Consider the following 18,259-nt stretch of genomic DNA (forward strand, 5'->3'; position numbering starts at 1 on the left):
GCAGATCACATTTGCTAATGATAATCATTTGTAAATGTTAATGACAGATCTTTTCGCAATCCTGACGTAATCATTTTGCGATTGGCGTAACCCACAGGTAATCCGCCATTGAGCGATCGATGGCGACACCCTGCTCAGCCAGCATCAACACTGTAAATTGGGTTCCGGGCTGTATGTCCTGAATGTGCAACGGCACACCGACCGTTCTGGAGGCGTGATAGCCGCCCACCATCAGTAATGCCGGGGTTGGCGCGGCCAGTAAACTTTCGGCCATACGACGATCGCGCTGCTGTTGAATAGCAAGCATGGCATGCAACTGCACCTCATCAATTTTGCCGTCATGGGAGTCACGAATGGTGGCGGCTAACGCCTGCTGGACTTCTGGCCGCACGGAGAGTTGGCCTTTGGGGAATTCAGGCCGTTGATAAAACGCCATGATCTCGCTGCGATCGAGATTGGCGGACAGCAAAGGATAAGGCGCGCGCATGGCCGCCATCACCACATCGCCGTACATCGGCCATTTCCAACTGGCTTGCCAGACAATCAGTTCTGCAACGCGGCTATCACGTACCGTCGGATCGGTTTGCAGCCACTGCTTCACCTCATCCACCTTGGCCTGTTGGCCAGGCGTGATCATTTCCATCAGGACACTGCCCTGCGGCCGCTGCTGCGCTAACTGCTCCACCAGCCACAGTTCGATCTGGTGATGACAAAAGTTGTCATGCTTTTCACCCACAATCACCCGAGGTTGAACGGCCAGACGCGTCAGTAACTGTTGCGGCGTCAATACCTCACCGCTGCGCAAATCAACAATCTTACCCAATGTGGCAATGTCGCTTTTCGGCGAAGAACTCGGCCCTTGGCTACAGGCCGTCAGAACCAGCGTGGCTAACAAGATCAGAAACTTCATTGTCGTTTTTCCTTACACAAAAGTGGCGATATTATAGATAATAATTATCATTTGCATATAGGGATTCTCAGTACCTGGCAGCGGCTAGCCGTTATTTTTCGTTATCGTGTTTTGAGTTACGTTGATTTCGTGACATAGAGCGGGTATAACTTACGGCCATGTAGACGTCCATATGGATAGATTGTTATGCAACCTGCTGCCGCCGAAGGGCAATTCAAACGCACCATGAAAGCCCGGCATCTGGTGATGCTGTCGCTGGGAGGCGTAATCGGTACCGGTCTGTTTTTCAACACCGGTTACATCATCTCCACAACCGGAGCACTGGGAACCTTATTGGCCTATATTATTGGCGCTCTGGTGGTTTATCTGGTGATGCTGTGTCTGGGGGAACTTGCCGTCGCCATGCCGGAAACCGGCGCATTTCACGTCTATGCGGCACGCTACCTTGGCCCGGCAACCGGCTATACCGTCGCCTGGTTGTATTGGCTGACCTGGACCGTCGCGCTGGGTTCTAGCCTGACAGCCGCCGGTTTCTGTATGCAATATTGGTTTCCACAATCGCCAGTCTGGCTGTGGTGCCTGATTTTTTGTGCCGCCATTTTTCTGCTCAATGTCGTGACCACCCGTTTCTTCGCCGAAAGTGAATTCTGGTTCTCGCTGATCAAGGTGATCACCATCCTGGCGTTTATCGTGCTGGGGGGCGCGGCCATGTTTGGCCTGATCCCGATGAAAGATGGCACGCCAGCGCCGTTCCTGAGTAATCTGACCTCATCAGGTTGGCTACCCAATGGCACGTTACCGATCCTGATGACCATGGTAGCGGTTAATTTCGCGTTCTCCGGTACCGAGCTGATCGGCATTGCGGCAGGGGAAACCGAAAATCCGGAAAAAGTGGTGCCCTGGGCCATCCGCACCACGGTGATCCGCCTGATGGTGTTCTTTATCGGCACGGTATTTATTCTGGCAGCGCTGATCCCCATGGAGCAGGCCGGGATCGTCAAAAGCCCGTTTGTCCTGGTCTTCGAACGTATCGGTGTCCCTTATGCCGCCGATATTTTTAACTTCGTGATCCTGACCGCCATTCTTTCGGCCGCCAATTCCGGGCTGTATGCTTCGGGCCGCATGCTGTGGTCGCTGGCCAATCAGCGTACTCTGCCCGCCTATTTTTCACGGGTGAATGCGCGCGGTATTCCAATGAATGCGCTGACGTTCAGCATGCTCGGCGGCGTGCTGGCGTTGTTGACCAGCGTGATCGCGCCCGACACGGTGTTCGTCGCTCTGTCTGCCATCTCCGGCTTTGCGGTCGTGGCCGTCTGGCTGAGCATCTGCGCCGCCCACTACGTTTTTCGCCGCCGTTATCTGCGCAGCGGTCAGCCGATCGAAGGGCTGAAATACCGCGCACCAGGCTATCCGCTGACGCCGATTGTCGGTTTTGCGCTATGTCTCTTGGCCTGTATCGGTCTGGCGTTCGACCCAGAGCAACGTGTGGCGCTGTATTGCGGCCTGCCGTTTGTGGCGATCTGTTATCTGGCCTATTACCTGACTCGGCGCACCGGGCAGAAAAACCTACTGAATACCGGAGAAGAACATGTCGGTTAACAACCCTTTGGCCGCCTTGCTGGCCGATAACCGCACGTTGGTGTTGGACGGGGCTATGGCCACCGAACTAGAGGCCAGAGGTTGCGATCTCACCGATCCACTGTGGTCGGCAAAAGTGCTGATTGAAAACCCGGAGCTGATTTACCAGGTACATCTGGACTACTTCAAAGCGGGAGCACAATGCGCCATTACCGCCAGCTACCAGGCCACGCCCCAAGGGTTTTTACGCCGGGGCCTGGATGAGTCGCAATCACTGGCAATGATCGCCCAAAGCGTCCACCTGGCACAACTTGCCCGCACCGATTACCTGGCCCAGCATCCGCAGCAATTGCCTTTGCTGGTTGCCGGTTCGGTCGGCCCTTATGGTGCTTATCTGGCGGACGGTTCAGAATATCGTGGCGACTACCACCTGCCGCAAGCAGAGATGATCGCATTCCATCGTCCGCGCATCACCGCCCTGACCAACGCCGGAGTGGATTTGCTGGCTTGTGAAACGCTGCCGTCGTTCGCCGAATTACAGGCACTGCTAGCGTTGCTAGAGGAGTTCCCAGCGCTGGGGGGATGGTTCTCTTTCACCCTGCGTGATAGTCAGCATCTGAGCGACGGCACGCCACTGGCTGTTGTCATGGCTGAACTAAACGGTAACCCGCAGGTTCTGGCGGTCGGCGTTAACTGTATCGCGTTGGAAAACGTCACCCCGGCGCTGCAACAACTTGCTGTACTGAGTGATAAACCGTTACTGGTTTACCCTAACTCCGGCGAGCACTACGATGCGGTGAGTAAAACCTGGCATAGCTGCGGTAACCAACAGCATCAGTTGGTGAATCAGCTGGCAGACTGGCAGCATGCCGGAGCCCGCTTGATTGGCGGCTGCTGTCGCACCACCCCTGCCGATATTCAAGCCATTGCCGAGCGCTGTAACGCATAAAAAAACCCCCTGAGGCCAAAGGCCGCAGGGGGTCACGTTCACGCCATCACAGCGGTTGAGTCTGAGCTTCCACTACCGCCAACGCTACCATGTTAACGATGCGGCGCACTGAAGCGATCGGCGTCAGGATATGCACCGGCTTGGACACGCCCATCAATACCGGCCCAACCGTCACGCCTTCGGAAGAGGAGACGCGCAGCAGGTTGTAGCTGATACGCGCCGCTTCCATACTTGGCATGATCAGGATGTTGGCCGAGCCTTTCAGCGGGCTGTCCGGCATCAAATCCTGGCGAATGCTTTCCACCAACGCAGCGTCACCGTGCATCTCACCGTCGATCTCCAACTCTGGCGCCATCTGATTGACCAGCTCCAGCGTTTTACGCATCTTGCTCGCCGACGGGCAGTTGGAAGAGCCAAAGCTGGAATGGGACAACAGCGCCACTTTCGGTTCAATCCCGAAGCGCCGTACCGTATCCGCGGCCATCAGGGTGATTTCGGCCAACTGTTCCGGCGTTGGATCGTCGTTGACATAGGTATCGGCGATGAAGGTGTTGCCGCTTGGCAGCAGCAAGGCATTCATGGCGCCAGCCACGTGTACCCCTTCACGGAAGCCGAACACTTTTTCCACCACGTCATAATGCTCATGGTAGCTGCCGATGGTGCCACAAATCATGGCATCGGCCTCCCCACGGTGCAGCATGATGGCGGCGATCAGCGTTGGGTTGCCGATCACGGCACGGCGAGCCTGCTCCTGCGAAACACCACGGCGCTTCATGATCTGGTAATACTCACCCCAGTATTCATTGAAGCGTGGATCGGACTCGTTGTTCACCACTTCAAAATCTTTGCCCGGTGTGAGTTGCAGGCCAAGTTTCTTCAAGCGCATTTCAATCACGCTCGGACGCCCCACCAGGATCGGATAAGCCAGCCCCTGCGACACCATCTCTTGGGTGGCATGCAGTACGCGCTCCTCTTCCCCTTCGGCCATCACCACGCGTTTCACTTCTTTTTTCGCTTGGGAGAAGATCGGCTTCATAAACAGGTTGGTTTTGTAGACGAACTCGGTCAGTTTCTCTACATAAGCATCAAAGTCTTCGATCGGGCGCATTGCCACGCCGGAATCCATGGCGGCCTTGGCCACCGCTGGCGCGATCTTGACGATCAGGCGCGGGTCGAACGGTTTTGGAATGATGTATTCCGGGCCAAAGGAGAGATCCTGATCGCCATACGCCGACGCTACCACGTCGCTCTGCTCTGCCAGCGCCAGATCGGCAATGGCGTGCACGCAGGCCAGCTTCATCTCTTCGTTGATGGTGGTCGCCCCAACATCCAACGCACCGCGGAAGATGAACGGGAAGCACAACACGTTGTTCACCTGGTTTGGATAGTCAGAACGGCCGGTACAGATAATCGCGTCTGGGCGTACCGCTTTCGCCAACGGTGGCAGAATTTCCGGTTCCGGGTTAGCCAGGGCCATGATCAGCGGATCGCGTGCCATGGTTTTCACCATGTCTTGCGTCAATACGCCAGGGCCGGAGCACCCCAGGAAAATATCGGCATTGGGAATGGCATCACCCAGCGTACGCTGGCCGTTATCCACGATGGCATACGCCGCCTTGGTTTCTTCCATCTTGGCGTCGCGGCCTTGATAGATCACGCCCTTGGAATCACAAACGGTGATGTTCTGTTTGCTCAGGCCCAGCGCCACCAGCAGGTTCAAACAGGCAATGGAAGCTGCACCTGCACCTGAGACCACCAGACGTACGTCGGAGATGTTTTTCTTCACCACCCGCAGACCGTTCAGTACCGCTGCAGTAGTAATAATCGCCGTGCCGTGTTGATCGTCATGGAATACCGGGATCTTCATGCGCTCGCGCAGCTTCTTCTCAATATAGAAGCACTCGGGCGCTTTGATATCTTCCAGGTTGATGCCGCCAAAGGTCGGTTCCAGCGCGGCGATCACGTCAATCAGCTTGTCAGGGTCGAGTTCATCGACTTCGATATCGAACACGTCAATACCAGAAAACTTCTTAAACAGAACCCCTTTGCCTTCCATGACCGGTTTACCCGCCAACGCACCGATATTCCCCAGGCCCAGTACCGCAGTACCGTTGGAGATCACCGCGACCAGGTTTCCTTTGGCGGTATATTTATAAGCGGCCAGCGGGTCGGCGGCAATTTCCAGACAGGGAGCTGCCACACCCGGCGAATAGGCCAAGGCCAGATCGCGCTGGGTGGCTAGCGGTTTGGTCGGCGATACCTGGATCTTCCCTGGGACAGGAAACTGATGGAAATCAAGGGCACTCTGTTTGAGCTGTTCGTCCATTATGGGTTCCTTTGCTTTCTTCTTTTATGATGAGGTAAGGCAATAACGCTGAACTAGTATAGTGAGAGAATCGTCACAAACTTTGAAGCGTGCCATAACCTTGGGCGAAACTTGTAAATAAAAGTTAAAAGGAAGTTAAGCGAACAGAAAAGCAACAGTTTTTATGGCCCCAGAAGTGACCGCAGGCCGCTCAAGCCGGATAATCTTTGAACGGCAATTGGAAATGTGGCCCATCTTTCAGCGTTTTCCATCCCCCACCCCATTCGACGTTGATGCCGCACTCCAGCCCCGCACGCTGCACCGCCGAGGCGATCTGGGCATAGTAATCCCACTCCCAGGACACCGCCCCTGAAGGCATAGCCACGACGTCAACCGCATGCCCGGTAAGGTGGCGGCTTCTCAGCGTTTGGCTTTTCCCCTCACGCAATAAATCCCGCTGCCGAGCCATAGACCGCAGCCCTTCGGTGATGGAGAACGGCACCAGCGAGTAACGCAGCGCCAGACGCATCACTCGCACCAGATCGGGATGCACCCCAAGCAGGTTTTTCTCGCTACGTGCATTAAATTGAACCTCCATGCGTTCACTTATCATTTTTAAATCCTGTTTTTCTGCCAATAAATTTTTTAATTAACTCACCAAGGTAATCCGCACCGAGGAAACCAATTAATACGCTGATGGTATTGGCCCATACCAACTCCAACCCCATCAGCGATAACAGGTCACGCACGGTTAATGCCAACAAGGCACAAATACCGGCATTTAATAACCGGTGGCGTAATGGCATATTCAGATAAGCTCCTTTTAATAACGCCATGCTGCCGGCTAAAAGGGCATTGAACACCGGTTGCAGATATTCACAGACTCGCTGAATGATTGCGCCAACAGCGTCTGGCTCAAAGCTAGACATAGCTCCTCCTGTTTTTTTTAGTCACACGCCCTTGCGCGGCCTTTTCGAACGCTCAATAAAAGTAAGTGGCGTGAACCCCAGATGAATATCTGGGGGAATAACGGAATAACACGTTCTATTTAATTAACGAGGCAAGAAAGACCACCGTTACTGATTAGCTCGACAATCCCATAAGCATAATTATACCGGCAACCACGAGGCTGTCGTTTGCTTTACGTTGTTCGAGCGCTCAACGGACAAGAGAGGGAAATCGTCGTAAATCTGCTCAACCCGTTGCTCTCCACCAAGCTCAGGATCACGTGGCGTACTTCCTAATTGTTATCATCCATCGCAACAATCAGAAAAAGCGTATTTCATTCACTGGTCATATGATGCAAGGTGTTGACCATAATGCAACACGTTCTCATTTACCGTAATGTCTTTGGGCAAGGAGCTATAAATGAACCAATTAGACGCACTCAAACAGTTGACTGTGGTCGTTGCCGACAGCGGTGATATCGAATCAATCCGTCAGTTCGAACCACAAGATGCCACCACCAACCCTTCGTTGATCCTCAAGGCCGCGGCGCTGCCGCAGTATAAGCCACTGATCACCGAAGCGTTGGACTACGCCCGCCAGCAAGGCGGCAGCAAGGAAACCCAACTGATTAATGCCAGTGACAGATTAGCGGTGAATATCGGGGTAGAAATTTTAAAAAGCGTGCCGGGCCGTATCTCCACCGAGGTGGATGCTCGTCTGTCCTTCGATCGTGGTATGTGTGTGGCTAAAGCGCGCAAACTGATCGGCATGTATCAAAGCCAGGGGATCGATAAATCCCGCATTCTGATCAAGCTGGCCGCCACCTGGGAAGGGATCCAGGCGGCTGAAGAGCTGGAAAAAGAAGGTATCAACACCAACCTGACGCTGCTGTTCTCCTTTGCTCAGGCTCGCGCCTGTGCCGAAGCTGGCGTGTTCCTGATTTCACCGTTCGTTGGTCGTATCTACGATTGGTATCAGGCCAGACAGCCGATGACCGATTATGATGCCGAGCAGGATCCGGGCGTTAAGTCCGTCCGTGCCATTTATGAATACTACAAACAGCACCGCTATCAGACCGTGATCATGGGTGCCAGCTTCCGCAAGGTTGAGCAGATCCTGGCGTTGGCCGGCTGTGACCGTTTGACCATTGCGCCTAACCTGCTGGAAGAGTTGAAGCAGAGCAATCAGCCTATCGAACGTAAACTGACGCCATCGGTTGAAGGGTTCCACCAGCCCGCGCCACTGGCCGAAGCCGAGTTCCGCTGGTTGCATAACCAGGATGCCATGGCGGTGGAGAAGTTGGCCGAAGGCATCCGCCTGTTCGCCGTAGACCAGCAGAAGCTGGAAGATATGCTGGTAGCGCAGCTGTAATGCTTTGAAAGTAGGTGAGATAAAACCCCTCACCCTTACCCTCTCCCACAGGGAGAGGGAACCGATCGAGTTCCCCCTCCATTACAGAAGTTCGCCTGACCAACGTTTCGCCCCCCTATTTTGCAATAAGTCACTATTCGTTCACCGCATCTGACCATATCTCCGCATCAGCTCCCTCTCCTTGGGGAGAGGGTTGGGGTGAGGGGACAACCAGAACTACTCCATCACCCGATGGATCTGTAGATACTGCAACAGCATGATGGTTTTACCATCCTTGAGACGACCATCAGCGATCATCGCAATGGCCTCACCAAACGGCAACTCCACCACTTCAATATCTTCATCCTCAATGCCGCCACCGATGGTTTGCCGCTCATCATCCTGATACTCGGCAATAAAGAAGTGAAGTATTTCCGTGACGCCACCCGGCGACATATAAGCCTCAAAGATCTTTTGCACCTGCGAAACCTGAAAACCGGTTTCCTCAACCGCTTCACGGCGGGCGCACTGCTCAGGCTGATCGTCATCCAGCAACCCGGCACAAGCTTCCAGCAGCATGCCCGTGGTATTGCCGTTGACGTAGGTTGGCATGCGGAACTGGTTGGTCAGCACCACAGTGCCCTTGGCACGGTTATACAGTAGAATGGTCGCCCCGTTGCCGCGATCGTAGACCTCGCGTACCTGTTCGATGGTGCCACCATTTTTACGTTTCAAATCAAAAGTATATTTATTCAAAACGTACCAGTTGTCCGATAACAGCTGCTTTCTGATATTTTCAATTTTCGACGACATATTCCCTTCTTACGTTAGCCCATTCACTCCAACCTATCGCTACTAGCAAAGCGCAGCCACGGCAGATTTGCAACAAAAAACCCCGCAGGCCTTGGAGCACTGCGGGGTTTTCATCAACCAGAGTTTAGAAGCCGGTAGGCACTCCGTGCATGTCTGGCAGTTTATGCGCAATCCCTTTATGACAATCGATACAGGTTTTGCCTTCGGTAATCGCTTTGTCATGCATCTTGGCCGCCACGGTTTTCTGCGCGGTGAAATCCATATACTCGAAGTTGTGACAGTTACGACACTCCTGCGAGTTATTGGCCTTCATACGCGCCCACTCGTTGCTGGCCATCGCCAAGCGATGTTCTTCAAACTTCTGCGGCGTGTCGATAATGCCAAATATTTTGGCATACAGCTCTTTACTAGCCTTCATCTTACGCAGCATCTTCGGGCCCCACTCGTGCGGGACGTGGCAATCCGGACAGGTGGCACGCACGCCGCTGCGGTTATTGTAGTGCACCGTCTCCATATACTCTTCGTAGACGTTTTCACGCATTTCGTGGCAGCTGATACAGAATTTTTCGGTGTTGGCCGCTTCCATACCGGTGTTGAAACCGCCCCAGAAAACGATCCCGGCTACAAAGCCCAACAGCAGCAAAGTCCCCAGGGCCAACCTGCTCGGCCTGCGCAACCAGCGCCATAACCGGCGGATCGGCCCGGCCTTTTTCTCGGATGTTGTGGTATTACGTTCGGCCATAGCTCCCCCGCTTAGTGCCCAAAGCCCTGCATTGGCTTGAAATCATTACCGACGATTGGTGCCGCATCGGTTTGTGGTACGTGACATTGCAGACAGAAATAACGGCGTGGAGCGACTTCCCCCAGTACCTTGCCATCGCTGTCCATAAAGTGTGTCGGGCTGATGCGCGGTGCCCCGGTGGTGCGGTAATGCTCCACGCCGTGGCACTGCAAGCAGCGGTTAGTGTTTTTGCTAATCTGGTAGCCGTCGACGCTATGCGGGATCATCGGCGGCTGATTGACATAGTTTAGTGCCATCTTTTCCTGCTGCTTGGGCATTTTTATCTGCCCTTCAGCGGTGCCGGAAACCTCTGGCGATTGCTTGAGATCGACATCGCTGGCGGCAAACGCGGCACTGGCAACTACCAGTGTTAACAGCGCGCCCCACAGGGAAAGCTGCTTTTTCAGGACATTGCTGGTCATTTTTTGGCTCCCGAATAATGAAATTTGCTCTTAATTTCGAATACGTTTTCTGCACAAACGTCGATACAACGTCCGCAGGCAATACAGGCATCACTGGCAACCTGTGGTGTGCCTTTTTTGACTAATAATGGCTCACGCAGGATCTGCGGTTCCGGGCAAACATGAAAACAATCCATGCAGCGTGTACAGTTATCACGGTTCTCCGCGCTGATCTGCACCACACCTTGGCTACCAATGGCACCGTACAGCGCACCCATTGGGCAAAGATGGCCACACCAGCCATGTTCGACCACCAGCAGATCGAACAGGAACAGCGCCACAATCAACCAGATGCCAGCACCAAATGCGGCACCCAGCCCTTTCAGCCAGGCTAATGCCCCTTCCCCGCTGCTGCCGTGGATCAGCCCGCGCCCCATCAGGGCCACCGGATTAATCCATTCCCAGATCAGCGTGCCACTCACGGCGCTGCCAATCAGGACAACAAACAAGATGCCGTAGCGCAGGGAGCGAGGCAGGCTAGCCGATTGACGCAGGCCCAACTTGCGCCGCAGCCAGGCCGCCAGATCGGTCACCGGGTTGACCGGGCAAACCCAGCCGCAAAACACCCGATTACCGATCAGGCCGTAGATCAGCACCACCACCGCCCCAACCCACACCAGCCAGGCTGGCCAATGCCCAGCCAACAGGCTTTGCAGCATCATCAACGGATCCGTTAACGGCACCGTCTCCGCCAATAGGCTGGCGCTGTAGTTGCCGCGCAGGATCCAGACGCCCCACAGCGGGCCTGAGAGAAACATCAACAAGATCAGCAGTTGACTGCAACGCCGCAGGATCAGGAAGCGATTGCTGCGCAACCAGCCATGACGCAGACGGGCATCACGCCCGGCTTGAGCGACTGGATTAGCCATCATTCACCTCCCTTTACACCGCGTGCCGGCAATGTGAGACCTTCCGGCACCAGTGATTGCCCTGCGCGCTGCTTTTCCTGCCAGCCCCAGCGATAGTGTTCACCCAACTGGCCACGCGCCAGTTCCATCGGTAACACCTTGATCGCCGCCTGCTCCAATACACAAGCCTGCTCACACTTGCCACAACCGGTGCAATCCTGGCTGTGTACCGTTGGCAGGAACATGGCGTGCTTGCCGGTGCGTACGTTGTGTTGCAGCTCCAGCGTGATAGCCTTGTCGATCTGCGGGCAAACCCGGTAACACACATCGCAACGCAGCCCTTGCCAGTTCAGACAGTTTTCATGATCCAGCAACACCGCCAGCCCCATCCGCGCCTGATCGATATCCGTCAGTTTCGGATCCAGCGCACCGCTCGGGCAGGCCACCACACACGGGATGTCTTCACACATCTCGCAAGGGATATCCCGCGCCACAAAGTACGGCGTTCCCGCCGCCTTCGGCGACAACAGCGTCGCCAGTTTCAGCGTCTGGTACGGACAGGCTTGCACACACTGGCCACAGCGAATGCAGGCGCTATCAAACGCCCCTTCGGCTAGGGCACCCGGTGGCCGCAGCGTCAGACCATCACGCGCCTGGGATTGCTTTTGTTGCAATCCCAGCAGCACGCCAATCCCTGCCAATCCGGCCACACTGCGCGCGGCATCCCGTAGGAAACGCCGCCGGGCTGGTGTTTTATCTCGTTGCTGGCTCATTCCGTTGGCCTTATACCTTCTCCAGTTTCACCGCACACTTCTTGTAGTCGGTCTCTTTCGACAGCGGATCGGTTGCGTCCAGCGTCAGGTTGTTGACCAGTTGTGCGGCATCAAAGAACGGCATATACACCAGACCTTTCGGTGGGCGGTTACGGCCACGGGTTTCGACGATGCTTATCACTTCGCCACGGCGTGACAGTACTTTCACCTTGTCGCCACGGCGCAGATTGCGACTCTTGGCATCCAGCGGATGGATAAACAGCACCGCTTCCGGGAAGGCTCTGTGCAATTCTGGCACCCGACGTGTCATCGAACCGGTATGCCAATGTTCCAGCACACGGCCGGTGGACAACCACAGATCGTATTCCTGATCCGGGCTTTCCGCCGCAGGCTCGAACGGCAGTGCGAAGATCACCGCTTTACCATCTGGCTTGCCATAGAAGCGCACGCTTTCACCGGCTTTCACATAAGGATCGGTCCCTTCACGATAACGCCACAGGGTTTCTTTGCCATCCACCACCGGCCAGCGCAGACCGCGCGCCTGATGGTACATATCAAAGGCAGCCAGATCGTGACCATGACCACGGCCAAAACCGGCGTACTCTTCAAACAGCCCTTTCTGGATGTAGTAACCAAATTCGCGAGACTCGTCGTTCAGTTGATCGGCCGGGATCTCTTCCAGTTTGTATTTGTTCACTTCACCGTTGGCGAACAGCACGTCGTACAGCGTTTTACCGCGGTATTCCGGCTTCTGGTTGATCAGCTCGGCAGGCCACACTTCTTCCACCTTGAAGCGTTTGGCAAATTGCACCAACTGCCACAGGTCGGATTTAGCCTCACCCGGTGCTTTCACCTGCTGATGCCAGAACTGGGTACGGCGCTCGGCATTACCGTAAGCCCCTTCTTTCTCAACCCACATGGCGGTAGGCAAGATCAGGTCGGCGGCCAACGCACTCACCGTTGGGTACGGATCGGAGACCACGATAAAGTTGCGCGGATCGCGCCAGCCCGGCATACGTTCTTCGTTGATGTTTGGCCCGGCCTGCATATTGTTGTTACACATCACCCAGTAGGCGTTCAGCTTGCCGTCTTTCAACGCACGGTCTTGTGCGACCGCGTGCAGCCCGACTTTTTCCGGGATGGTGCCGGCTGGCAGTTGCCATTTCTGTTCGGCAATCTGACGGTGCTTCTCGTTGGTCACCACCATGTCGGCTGGCAGACGGTGGGAGAATGTCCCCACTTCACGCGCGGTACCACAGGCAGAAGGCTGACCCGTCAGCGAGAATGGCCCACAGCCCGGCTTGGAGATTTTACCGGTCAGCAGGTGCAGGTTGTAGCACAGGTTATTAGCCCAGACGCCGCGAGTATGTTGGTTGAAGCCCATGGTCCAGTAAGACACGACCTTCACATTCGGGTCGGCATACAGTTTAGCCAGCGCTTCCAGTTGGTCTTTCGGCACGCCACTCATTTCGGCGGTCTTTTCCAGCGTGTATTCCGCCACAAAAGCCTTGTAGTCTTCGAAGCTCATCGGCTCCGAAGCATCGCTGCCCGGGTTCTTCGCCGCTTTTTCCAACGGATGGGTTGGACGCAGGCCGTAACCGATATCGGTCACCCCTTTGCGGATATTGACGTGCTGCTTGAGGAAATCCTGGTCAACCGCATTGTTCTGAATAATATAGTTGGCGATGTAGTTCATGATCGCCAGATCGGTCTGCGGAGTGAACACCATGCCGTTATCCGCCAGCTCGAAGCTGCGGTGTTCGAAGGTAGAAAGTACCGAGACGTTGACCTTGTCATTACCTAGGCGGCGGTTGGTAATGCGCGACCACAAGATCGGGTGCATTTCCGCCATATTGGAGCCCCACAGCACGAAAGCGTCGGCCTGCTCGATATCATCGTAGCAGCCCATCGGTTCGTCCATGCCGAAGGTGCGCATAAAGCCGACCACCGCAGACGCCATACAGTGGCGCGCGTTCGGATCGAGGTTATTGGAGCGCAGGCCCGCTTTGAACAGTTTGGAGGCCGCATAGCCTTCCCATACCGTCCATTGGCCGGACCCGAACATACCAACCGATTCTGGCCCTTTTTCCTTCAGTGCCCCTTTGAATTTTTCTTCCATAATGTCGAAGGCTTGCTCCCAACTGATTGGGGTAAACTCACCTTCTTTATCGTACTGCCCATTCTTCATACGCAGCATTGGCTGTGTCAGACGATCCTTGCCGTACATGATCTTGGGCAGGAAGTAGCCTTTGATACAGTTCAGACCCCGGTTAACCGGAGCATCCGGATCGCCCTGTGAAGCCACCACGCGGCCATTTTGGGTACCGACCAGAACGCCACACCCGGTGCCGCAGAAACGGCAAGGTGCTTTGTCCCATTTGATTTCGTCACCGCCACCGACCACGGCTTGGGCGACCGTTGGGATCGTCAGCCCGGCAGCTGCGGCAGCAGCCGCTGCGGCGTTCGCTTTCATGAAGTCTCGACGACTGAGTTTCATGGCATTACCTCACCTTGCTCATCCTGCTGGTGATAAACCAGCGACACTGCCAACACGCCTTCCAGATTGCGCGTCGACTCAATTTTTTCCAGCAACGCCTGGGAGCTTGCTGCTTGCATAACGACGACTAACTTGCCTTGCTGCTGGTCCTGTGTCGGAATTTCTGTATCCGGGATGGCCAGCAGCGTCGCAATCAGCGCCGGGAATTTATCTGGCCGGGCCTGCACCATCAACCCGCTTACGTGCCATTCACTGCTCATTATTTTCACTCCGGGTTATTGCAATCGCCGAGGTCGGGCAACCGGCAACGCAGGCTCCGCAACCGTTGCACGCCGCCGCCTCGAGCGCCGGTTGGGCTATGCCGCCCAATCGTGGCCGAAAACGGATCGCCTGCGTTTCACAACTGTCCTGACAGCTGCGACATTCAATCCCCTGCATCGCCAGGCAAACGGCCGAAAACGACGCGACCTGTTGCCAGGGTTGGTGCTCAGGAGGGTAAAACAGTGGGGCTTCGCAGGCATCTGCGCATTGTCGGCAGAAGGTACATTCCGCGCGTTGAAAATCGATTTCGGGATAACCGCCGCTGCCGCTGATCAACACGCCGGTTTCGCAGGCGTTGACGCAAGCCTGGCATCGGGTGCAACCCGCAAGGAACAGAGGGGCTTCACGCGACCACGGAGGACGGATCGCATCAGTTTGATGACGCCATTGTCCGCTGAGCAATCTGCGTCGCGACAATTCGGCCATTCGGGTTATCCTTCAAAGTTGGCAACACGCGCGCGTGTAAAAATTATAGTGTGATTTTATTATTTTTTTGTCTCGAACAACGGGTTCAAGGCAAGGATAAAGTAAGCCTATCGGGGGGAGTAGATAATCACCCTTTATGGGTAAAAGTGGGTATTACTTGCGCCAGATCAATCGCTGATGGCCGATATAGTGCATTTTGCCAGCAGGAGCACACACAACCGTTATTTACTTGATTATATAGCGAAGTTTTATTTAGTCAGGGATCACCCGTTTGGTAAAAATCGCAATGCTTTTTGCTGGCAAAAGTTATAATTTGACGGCGCATGACACCCGGCGGCCCCGGTCGGCCAATCACCAGAAGGACGCTTAATTGCTCGTAAAACGCTCAGTGACAGCCAGCCTGGCGAAGGCGCTGATAGGTATCGTGATCCTTTCCATACTGTCTACCGGATTGGCACTCACCACCGTGGCTGGTAGCCTGCGGGATGCCGAAGCGATTAATATCGCAGGATCGTTGCGCATGCAGAGCTACCGCCTGGCGTATGAGCTTGCCAACGGTTCCAGTGAATTGCAGCGGCATCTGATGCATTATCAACAGTCGTTGATGGCACCTGCCCTGATGGAACTCGATCGATTTTACGTGCCTGAAGATGTGCGGCAGAAATATCTGGCGCTGCGCCGGGCCTGGCTGATACTGGAAAAGCAGATCCTCGCCGGTCACCCGGAAAACTATCAGGCCAACGTGGCCAGCTATGTCAATCAGATCGACCATTTTGTCTTGGCGTTGCAGCGCTATTCCGAACAAAAGCTGGCCATTGTCGCCGCAATCAGCGTGATGGGTTATATCGCCATTATTGCCCTGGTGCTGTTCTGCATCCGCTTTATGCGCCGCCAGGTGGTCACCCCGCTTACCCGCCTGGTGGATGCCAGCCTGCGGATGCAGCAACGTGATTTCCATTACCCGCCGCTCGACGTCTCACTACCCAATGAACTGGGCGTGCTCTCGCAAACCTTCACCACCATGTCTGGCGAACTGGCCAAGCTCTATCAATCGCTTGAGCAGAAAGTGCAGGAAAAGACCGAGCGCCTGCAACAGGCCAACCGCACGCTGGAAGTGCTCTACAGTTGCTCCCAGGCGCTGAGCGTGGGGCAGTTGGATCAACGGGCGTTCGAGAAGGTGTTGAGCATCATCAAGCTGAGCGAACAATTGCACTGCATACGGCTCCAGGTGGCTGACAGCCTCAGCCAATGGCAAGTCAGCAGTGGTGAACCCGTGGCGGAGCTGGCCTGGCATTCACTGACGATCATGCAGGACAACAAACCGTTGGGCAGCCTGAGCTGGCAACATGAACAACAGCCGCCTCATCCACATCTGATGCAAAGCGTGACTAATATGCTCAGCCGTGGGGTGTACTTTAACCGGGCGCAAAAGCAGCATATGCAGTTTTTGTTGATGGAAGAACGCTCCACCATCGCCCGCGAACTGCACGATTCGCTGGCCCAGGCGCTGACGTTTTTGCGCATCCAGCTCACCCTGCTTAAGCGCACCCTGGCTGGCCATTCATCACAGGCGGATGAGATCATTGATGATTTTGATCGAGCACTGGCGGATGCTTACCGCCAATTGCGCGAACTGCTGGCCACCTTCCGCCTGAGCATTCAGGATGCCGATCTGAACGCCGCGTTGCAGCAGGTATTAGAACCATTAAAACTGCTGACCAGCGCGCGGATTCAGTTACACTGTCGGCTAGCCTCGCAGGCGTTGAATGCCCAACAACAGGTTCATGCGCTACAGATCGTACGTGAAGCCGTGCTTAATGCCATCAAACACGCCGATGCACAGGAAATTGTGATCCACTGCGAAGTCTCCCCCAGCGGAGACAACGAGATCATCATCAGTGACGACGGCTGCGGCATCGATAGCCTGGACGAACCCGAAGGCCATTACGGGCTAACCATTATGAGCGAACGCGCAACGCGCCTGAACGGAACGTTACAAATCAGGCGTGCTCATGCCGGGGGGACAGAAGTCTGTCTGACCTTTCCGCCATAAGGGCCAACAGCATTGCACGGCGGCCATACGAGCCGAACGACAATGCTAATTACGACTATATTTTAAGAGTCAGCTTTACTGCCTGCATTACGCAGTAGCTTTACTCGCTACAGGGAGCATGTTTTATTGTGATTAAAAATTTCCGAGTAATGATCGTGGACGATCACCCGCTGATGCGGCGTGGCATCAAACAGCTGCTGGGGCTGGATCCGACTTTCACCGTGGTGGCGGAAGCCAGCAGCGGTGCTGAAGCGATCGCCCTGGCCGCGCAGTTCACGCCAGACGTGATCCTGCTCGATCTGAATATGAAAGGCCTTTCCGGGTTGGATACGCTGAAAGCCCTGCGCGATGAAGGGGTGGATGCTCGTATCATCGTGCTGACCGTTTCCGACTCCCGCAGCGACGTCTATGCCCTGATCGATGCCGGTGCCGATGGTTATCTGCTGAAAGACAGCGAGCCGGAACAACTGCTGGAACATATTCGCCAGGCCGCCGAAGGCCAGAACGTGATTAGCGACGCGGTAGCGGACTATCTCTCATCGCGTAGCGAGCAGCACGATCCCTTTGCCGACCTTACCGAACGTGAGCTGGACGTGTTGCAGGAAGTGGCGCGCGGTATGTCGAACAAGCAGGTCGCGGCTCAGTTGCATATTTCTGAAGAGACGGTGAAAGTGCACATCCGCAACATGCTGCGCAAGCTTAACGTGCGTTCGCGTGTGGCAGCAACCGTGATGTATCTGGAATCGAAAAGCCAGTAATGCTTCCCCGGCATGCCGGGGGAACATTCAATCTATCGCCGCCAGCAGCATCTCATGATGCTGATTAACCCAACCTTGGTTGAGCGGCCCCCAACTTACCAACTGGTAATAACCGGCGTTATTGCGCACCCCTTGTTGAACAAACTGCAACTCCAGGCCCAGGCCAGGCAGCGCTTTCAATACGTCCTGCAAGGTACGGCGCGGCCAACCGGTCAGTTCCATCAGGCGCGGCACGTTAGGGTGTTCATTAGTGCTGATCAGCCAGCACAGGTAAAGACGACGAGCAAATACCGGGTTAATTTCCATGCTAAACTCCTGCGGCAGAAAACTTCCTGATTATTTCACCGTAACGCAATAAAATCGCCATAATGACGCGTTGCGTTACGCTGCAATGTGTAACTGTAGATTTCTACTACTGTTATTTACATTATCTCCTTTTTTTCTCCACGCTTTATCTTCGCTTGACGAGTAAAGTGCAGTAGCACCTT

Annotated in this window: 17 protein-coding genes and 2 pseudogenes; 5 read left to right on the forward strand and 14 right to left on the reverse strand. The window is 55.0% G+C overall.

Annotated elements, in window-relative coordinates; translation table 11 throughout:
* Positions 1-70: 70 nt before the first annotated feature.
* Complete coding sequence (locus U869_RS0106725) at positions 71-910, reverse strand: ChaN family lipoprotein (protein WP_025120810.1); 840 nt, start codon at positions 908-910, stop codon at positions 71-73.
* Between the two features lie 186 nt (positions 911-1,096).
* Here U869_RS0106725 and mmuP point away from each other — a divergent pair, with 186 nt between their 5' ends.
* Together mmuP and mmuM are read left to right on the forward strand one after the other, a co-directional pair.
* A complete protein-coding gene (mmuP, locus tag U869_RS0106730) occupies positions 1,097-2,509 on the forward strand; it encodes an S-methylmethionine permease (protein WP_025120809.1) in 1,413 nt (470 codons plus the stop codon).
* Positions 2,499-3,437, forward strand: a complete 939-nt coding sequence (gene mmuM, locus U869_RS0106735; RefSeq protein WP_025120808.1) for a homocysteine S-methyltransferase — start codon at positions 2,499-2,501, stop codon at positions 3,435-3,437. Before mmuP ends, mmuM begins: the two co-directional genes overlap by 11 nt.
* 46 nt (positions 3,438-3,483) lie before the next feature.
* Here mmuM and maeB read toward each other — a convergent pair whose 3' ends face one another.
* From maeB to U869_RS0106750, 3 genes are all read right to left on the reverse strand, one after another.
* Positions 3,484-5,763, reverse strand: coding sequence for an NADP-dependent oxaloacetate-decarboxylating malate dehydrogenase (gene maeB / locus U869_RS0106740; protein ID WP_025120807.1), 2,280 nt, complete (start codon positions 5,761-5,763; stop codon positions 3,484-3,486).
* A gap of 190 nt (positions 5,764-5,953) precedes the next feature.
* Positions 5,954-6,355, reverse strand: coding sequence for a M15 family metallopeptidase (locus tag U869_RS0106745; RefSeq protein ID WP_025120806.1), 402 nt, complete (start codon positions 6,353-6,355; stop codon positions 5,954-5,956).
* The gene (locus tag U869_RS0106750; RefSeq protein ID WP_025120805.1) at positions 6,345-6,671 is read right to left on the reverse strand and encodes a phage holin, lambda family; all 327 of its coding nucleotides are present in this window, start codon (positions 6,669-6,671) and stop codon (positions 6,345-6,347) included. Before U869_RS0106750 ends, U869_RS0106745 begins: the two co-directional genes overlap by 11 nt.
* 439 nt (positions 6,672-7,110) lie before the next feature.
* Between U869_RS0106750 and tal the strand changes: the two genes are divergently transcribed.
* Complete coding sequence (gene tal / locus U869_RS0106755; protein ID WP_025120804.1) at positions 7,111-8,061, forward strand: transaldolase; 951 nt, start codon at positions 7,111-7,113, stop codon at positions 8,059-8,061.
* 216 nt (positions 8,062-8,277) lie between these two features.
* Here the strand turns inward: tal and nudK are convergent, their stop codons facing one another.
* The 9 genes and pseudogenes from nudK to napF form a co-directional block, all read right to left on the reverse strand.
* Positions 8,278-8,853 carry a GDP-mannose pyrophosphatase NudK gene (nudK, locus tag U869_RS0106760; RefSeq protein WP_025120803.1) on the reverse strand — a complete coding sequence of 192 codons (576 nt, stop codon included), beginning with the start codon at positions 8,851-8,853 and terminating at the stop codon, positions 8,278-8,280.
* Positions 8,854-8,977: 124 nt separating this feature from the next.
* Complete coding sequence (napC, locus tag U869_RS0106765; RefSeq protein WP_025120802.1) at positions 8,978-9,595, reverse strand: cytochrome c-type protein NapC; 618 nt, start codon at positions 9,593-9,595, stop codon at positions 8,978-8,980.
* Positions 9,582-9,686: pseudogene (locus U869_RS32855) on the reverse strand (hypothetical protein); the annotation flags it as partial. The pseudogene U869_RS32855 and the gene napC, both read right to left, overlap by 14 nt.
* Positions 9,640-10,056, reverse strand: a pseudogene (gene napB, locus U869_RS0106770) (nitrate reductase cytochrome c-type subunit); the annotation flags it as partial. The pseudogenes U869_RS32855 and napB, both read right to left, overlap by 47 nt.
* On the reverse strand, positions 10,053-10,964 hold the full coding sequence (napH, locus tag U869_RS0106775; protein WP_025120800.1) for a quinol dehydrogenase ferredoxin subunit NapH: 912 nt from the start codon (positions 10,962-10,964) through the stop codon (positions 10,053-10,055). The gene napH and the pseudogene napB, both read right to left, overlap by 4 nt.
* The gene (napG, locus tag U869_RS0106780; protein ID WP_025120799.1) at positions 10,964-11,716 is read right to left on the reverse strand and encodes a ferredoxin-type protein NapG; all 753 of its coding nucleotides are present in this window, start codon (positions 11,714-11,716) and stop codon (positions 10,964-10,966) included. The genes napH and napG overlap by 1 nt, the downstream gene beginning before the upstream one ends.
* Positions 11,717-11,726: 10 nt before the next feature.
* Positions 11,727-14,213 (reverse strand): nitrate reductase catalytic subunit NapA, encoded by a 2,487-nt coding sequence (gene napA / locus U869_RS0106785; RefSeq protein ID WP_025120798.1) that lies wholly within the window; start codon positions 14,211-14,213, stop codon positions 11,727-11,729.
* Positions 14,210-14,476, reverse strand: coding sequence for a chaperone NapD (gene napD, locus U869_RS0106790; RefSeq protein ID WP_025120797.1), 267 nt, complete (start codon positions 14,474-14,476; stop codon positions 14,210-14,212). The genes napA and napD overlap by 4 nt, the downstream gene beginning before the upstream one ends.
* A complete protein-coding gene (gene napF / locus U869_RS0106795; protein ID WP_025120796.1) occupies positions 14,463-14,960 on the reverse strand; it encodes a ferredoxin-type protein NapF in 498 nt (165 codons plus the stop codon). The genes napD and napF overlap by 14 nt, the downstream gene beginning before the upstream one ends.
* Before the next feature lie 370 nt (positions 14,961-15,330).
* On the opposite strand from napF, the gene narQ reads away from it, so the two are divergent.
* Both narQ and narP read left to right on the forward strand, forming a co-directional pair.
* The gene (gene narQ, locus U869_RS0106800) at positions 15,331-17,013 is read left to right on the forward strand and encodes a nitrate/nitrite two-component system sensor histidine kinase NarQ (RefSeq protein WP_025120795.1); all 1,683 of its coding nucleotides are present in this window, start codon (positions 15,331-15,333) and stop codon (positions 17,011-17,013) included.
* Between the two features lie 125 nt (positions 17,014-17,138).
* The gene (gene narP, locus U869_RS0106805; RefSeq protein WP_025120794.1) at positions 17,139-17,771 is read left to right on the forward strand and encodes a nitrate/nitrite response regulator protein NarP; all 633 of its coding nucleotides are present in this window, start codon (positions 17,139-17,141) and stop codon (positions 17,769-17,771) included.
* Between the two features lie 27 nt (positions 17,772-17,798).
* On the opposite strand, the gene U869_RS0106810 is transcribed toward narP, so the two are convergent.
* A complete protein-coding gene (locus tag U869_RS0106810; RefSeq protein ID WP_025120793.1) occupies positions 17,799-18,077 on the reverse strand; it encodes a helix-turn-helix domain-containing protein in 279 nt (92 codons plus the stop codon).
* Between the last annotated feature and the right edge of the window lie 182 nt (positions 18,078-18,259).

The sequence above is a fragment of the Serratia sp. H1w genome, from assembly GCF_000633355.1.
GTDB lineage: Bacteria > Pseudomonadota > Gammaproteobacteria > Enterobacterales > Enterobacteriaceae > Chania.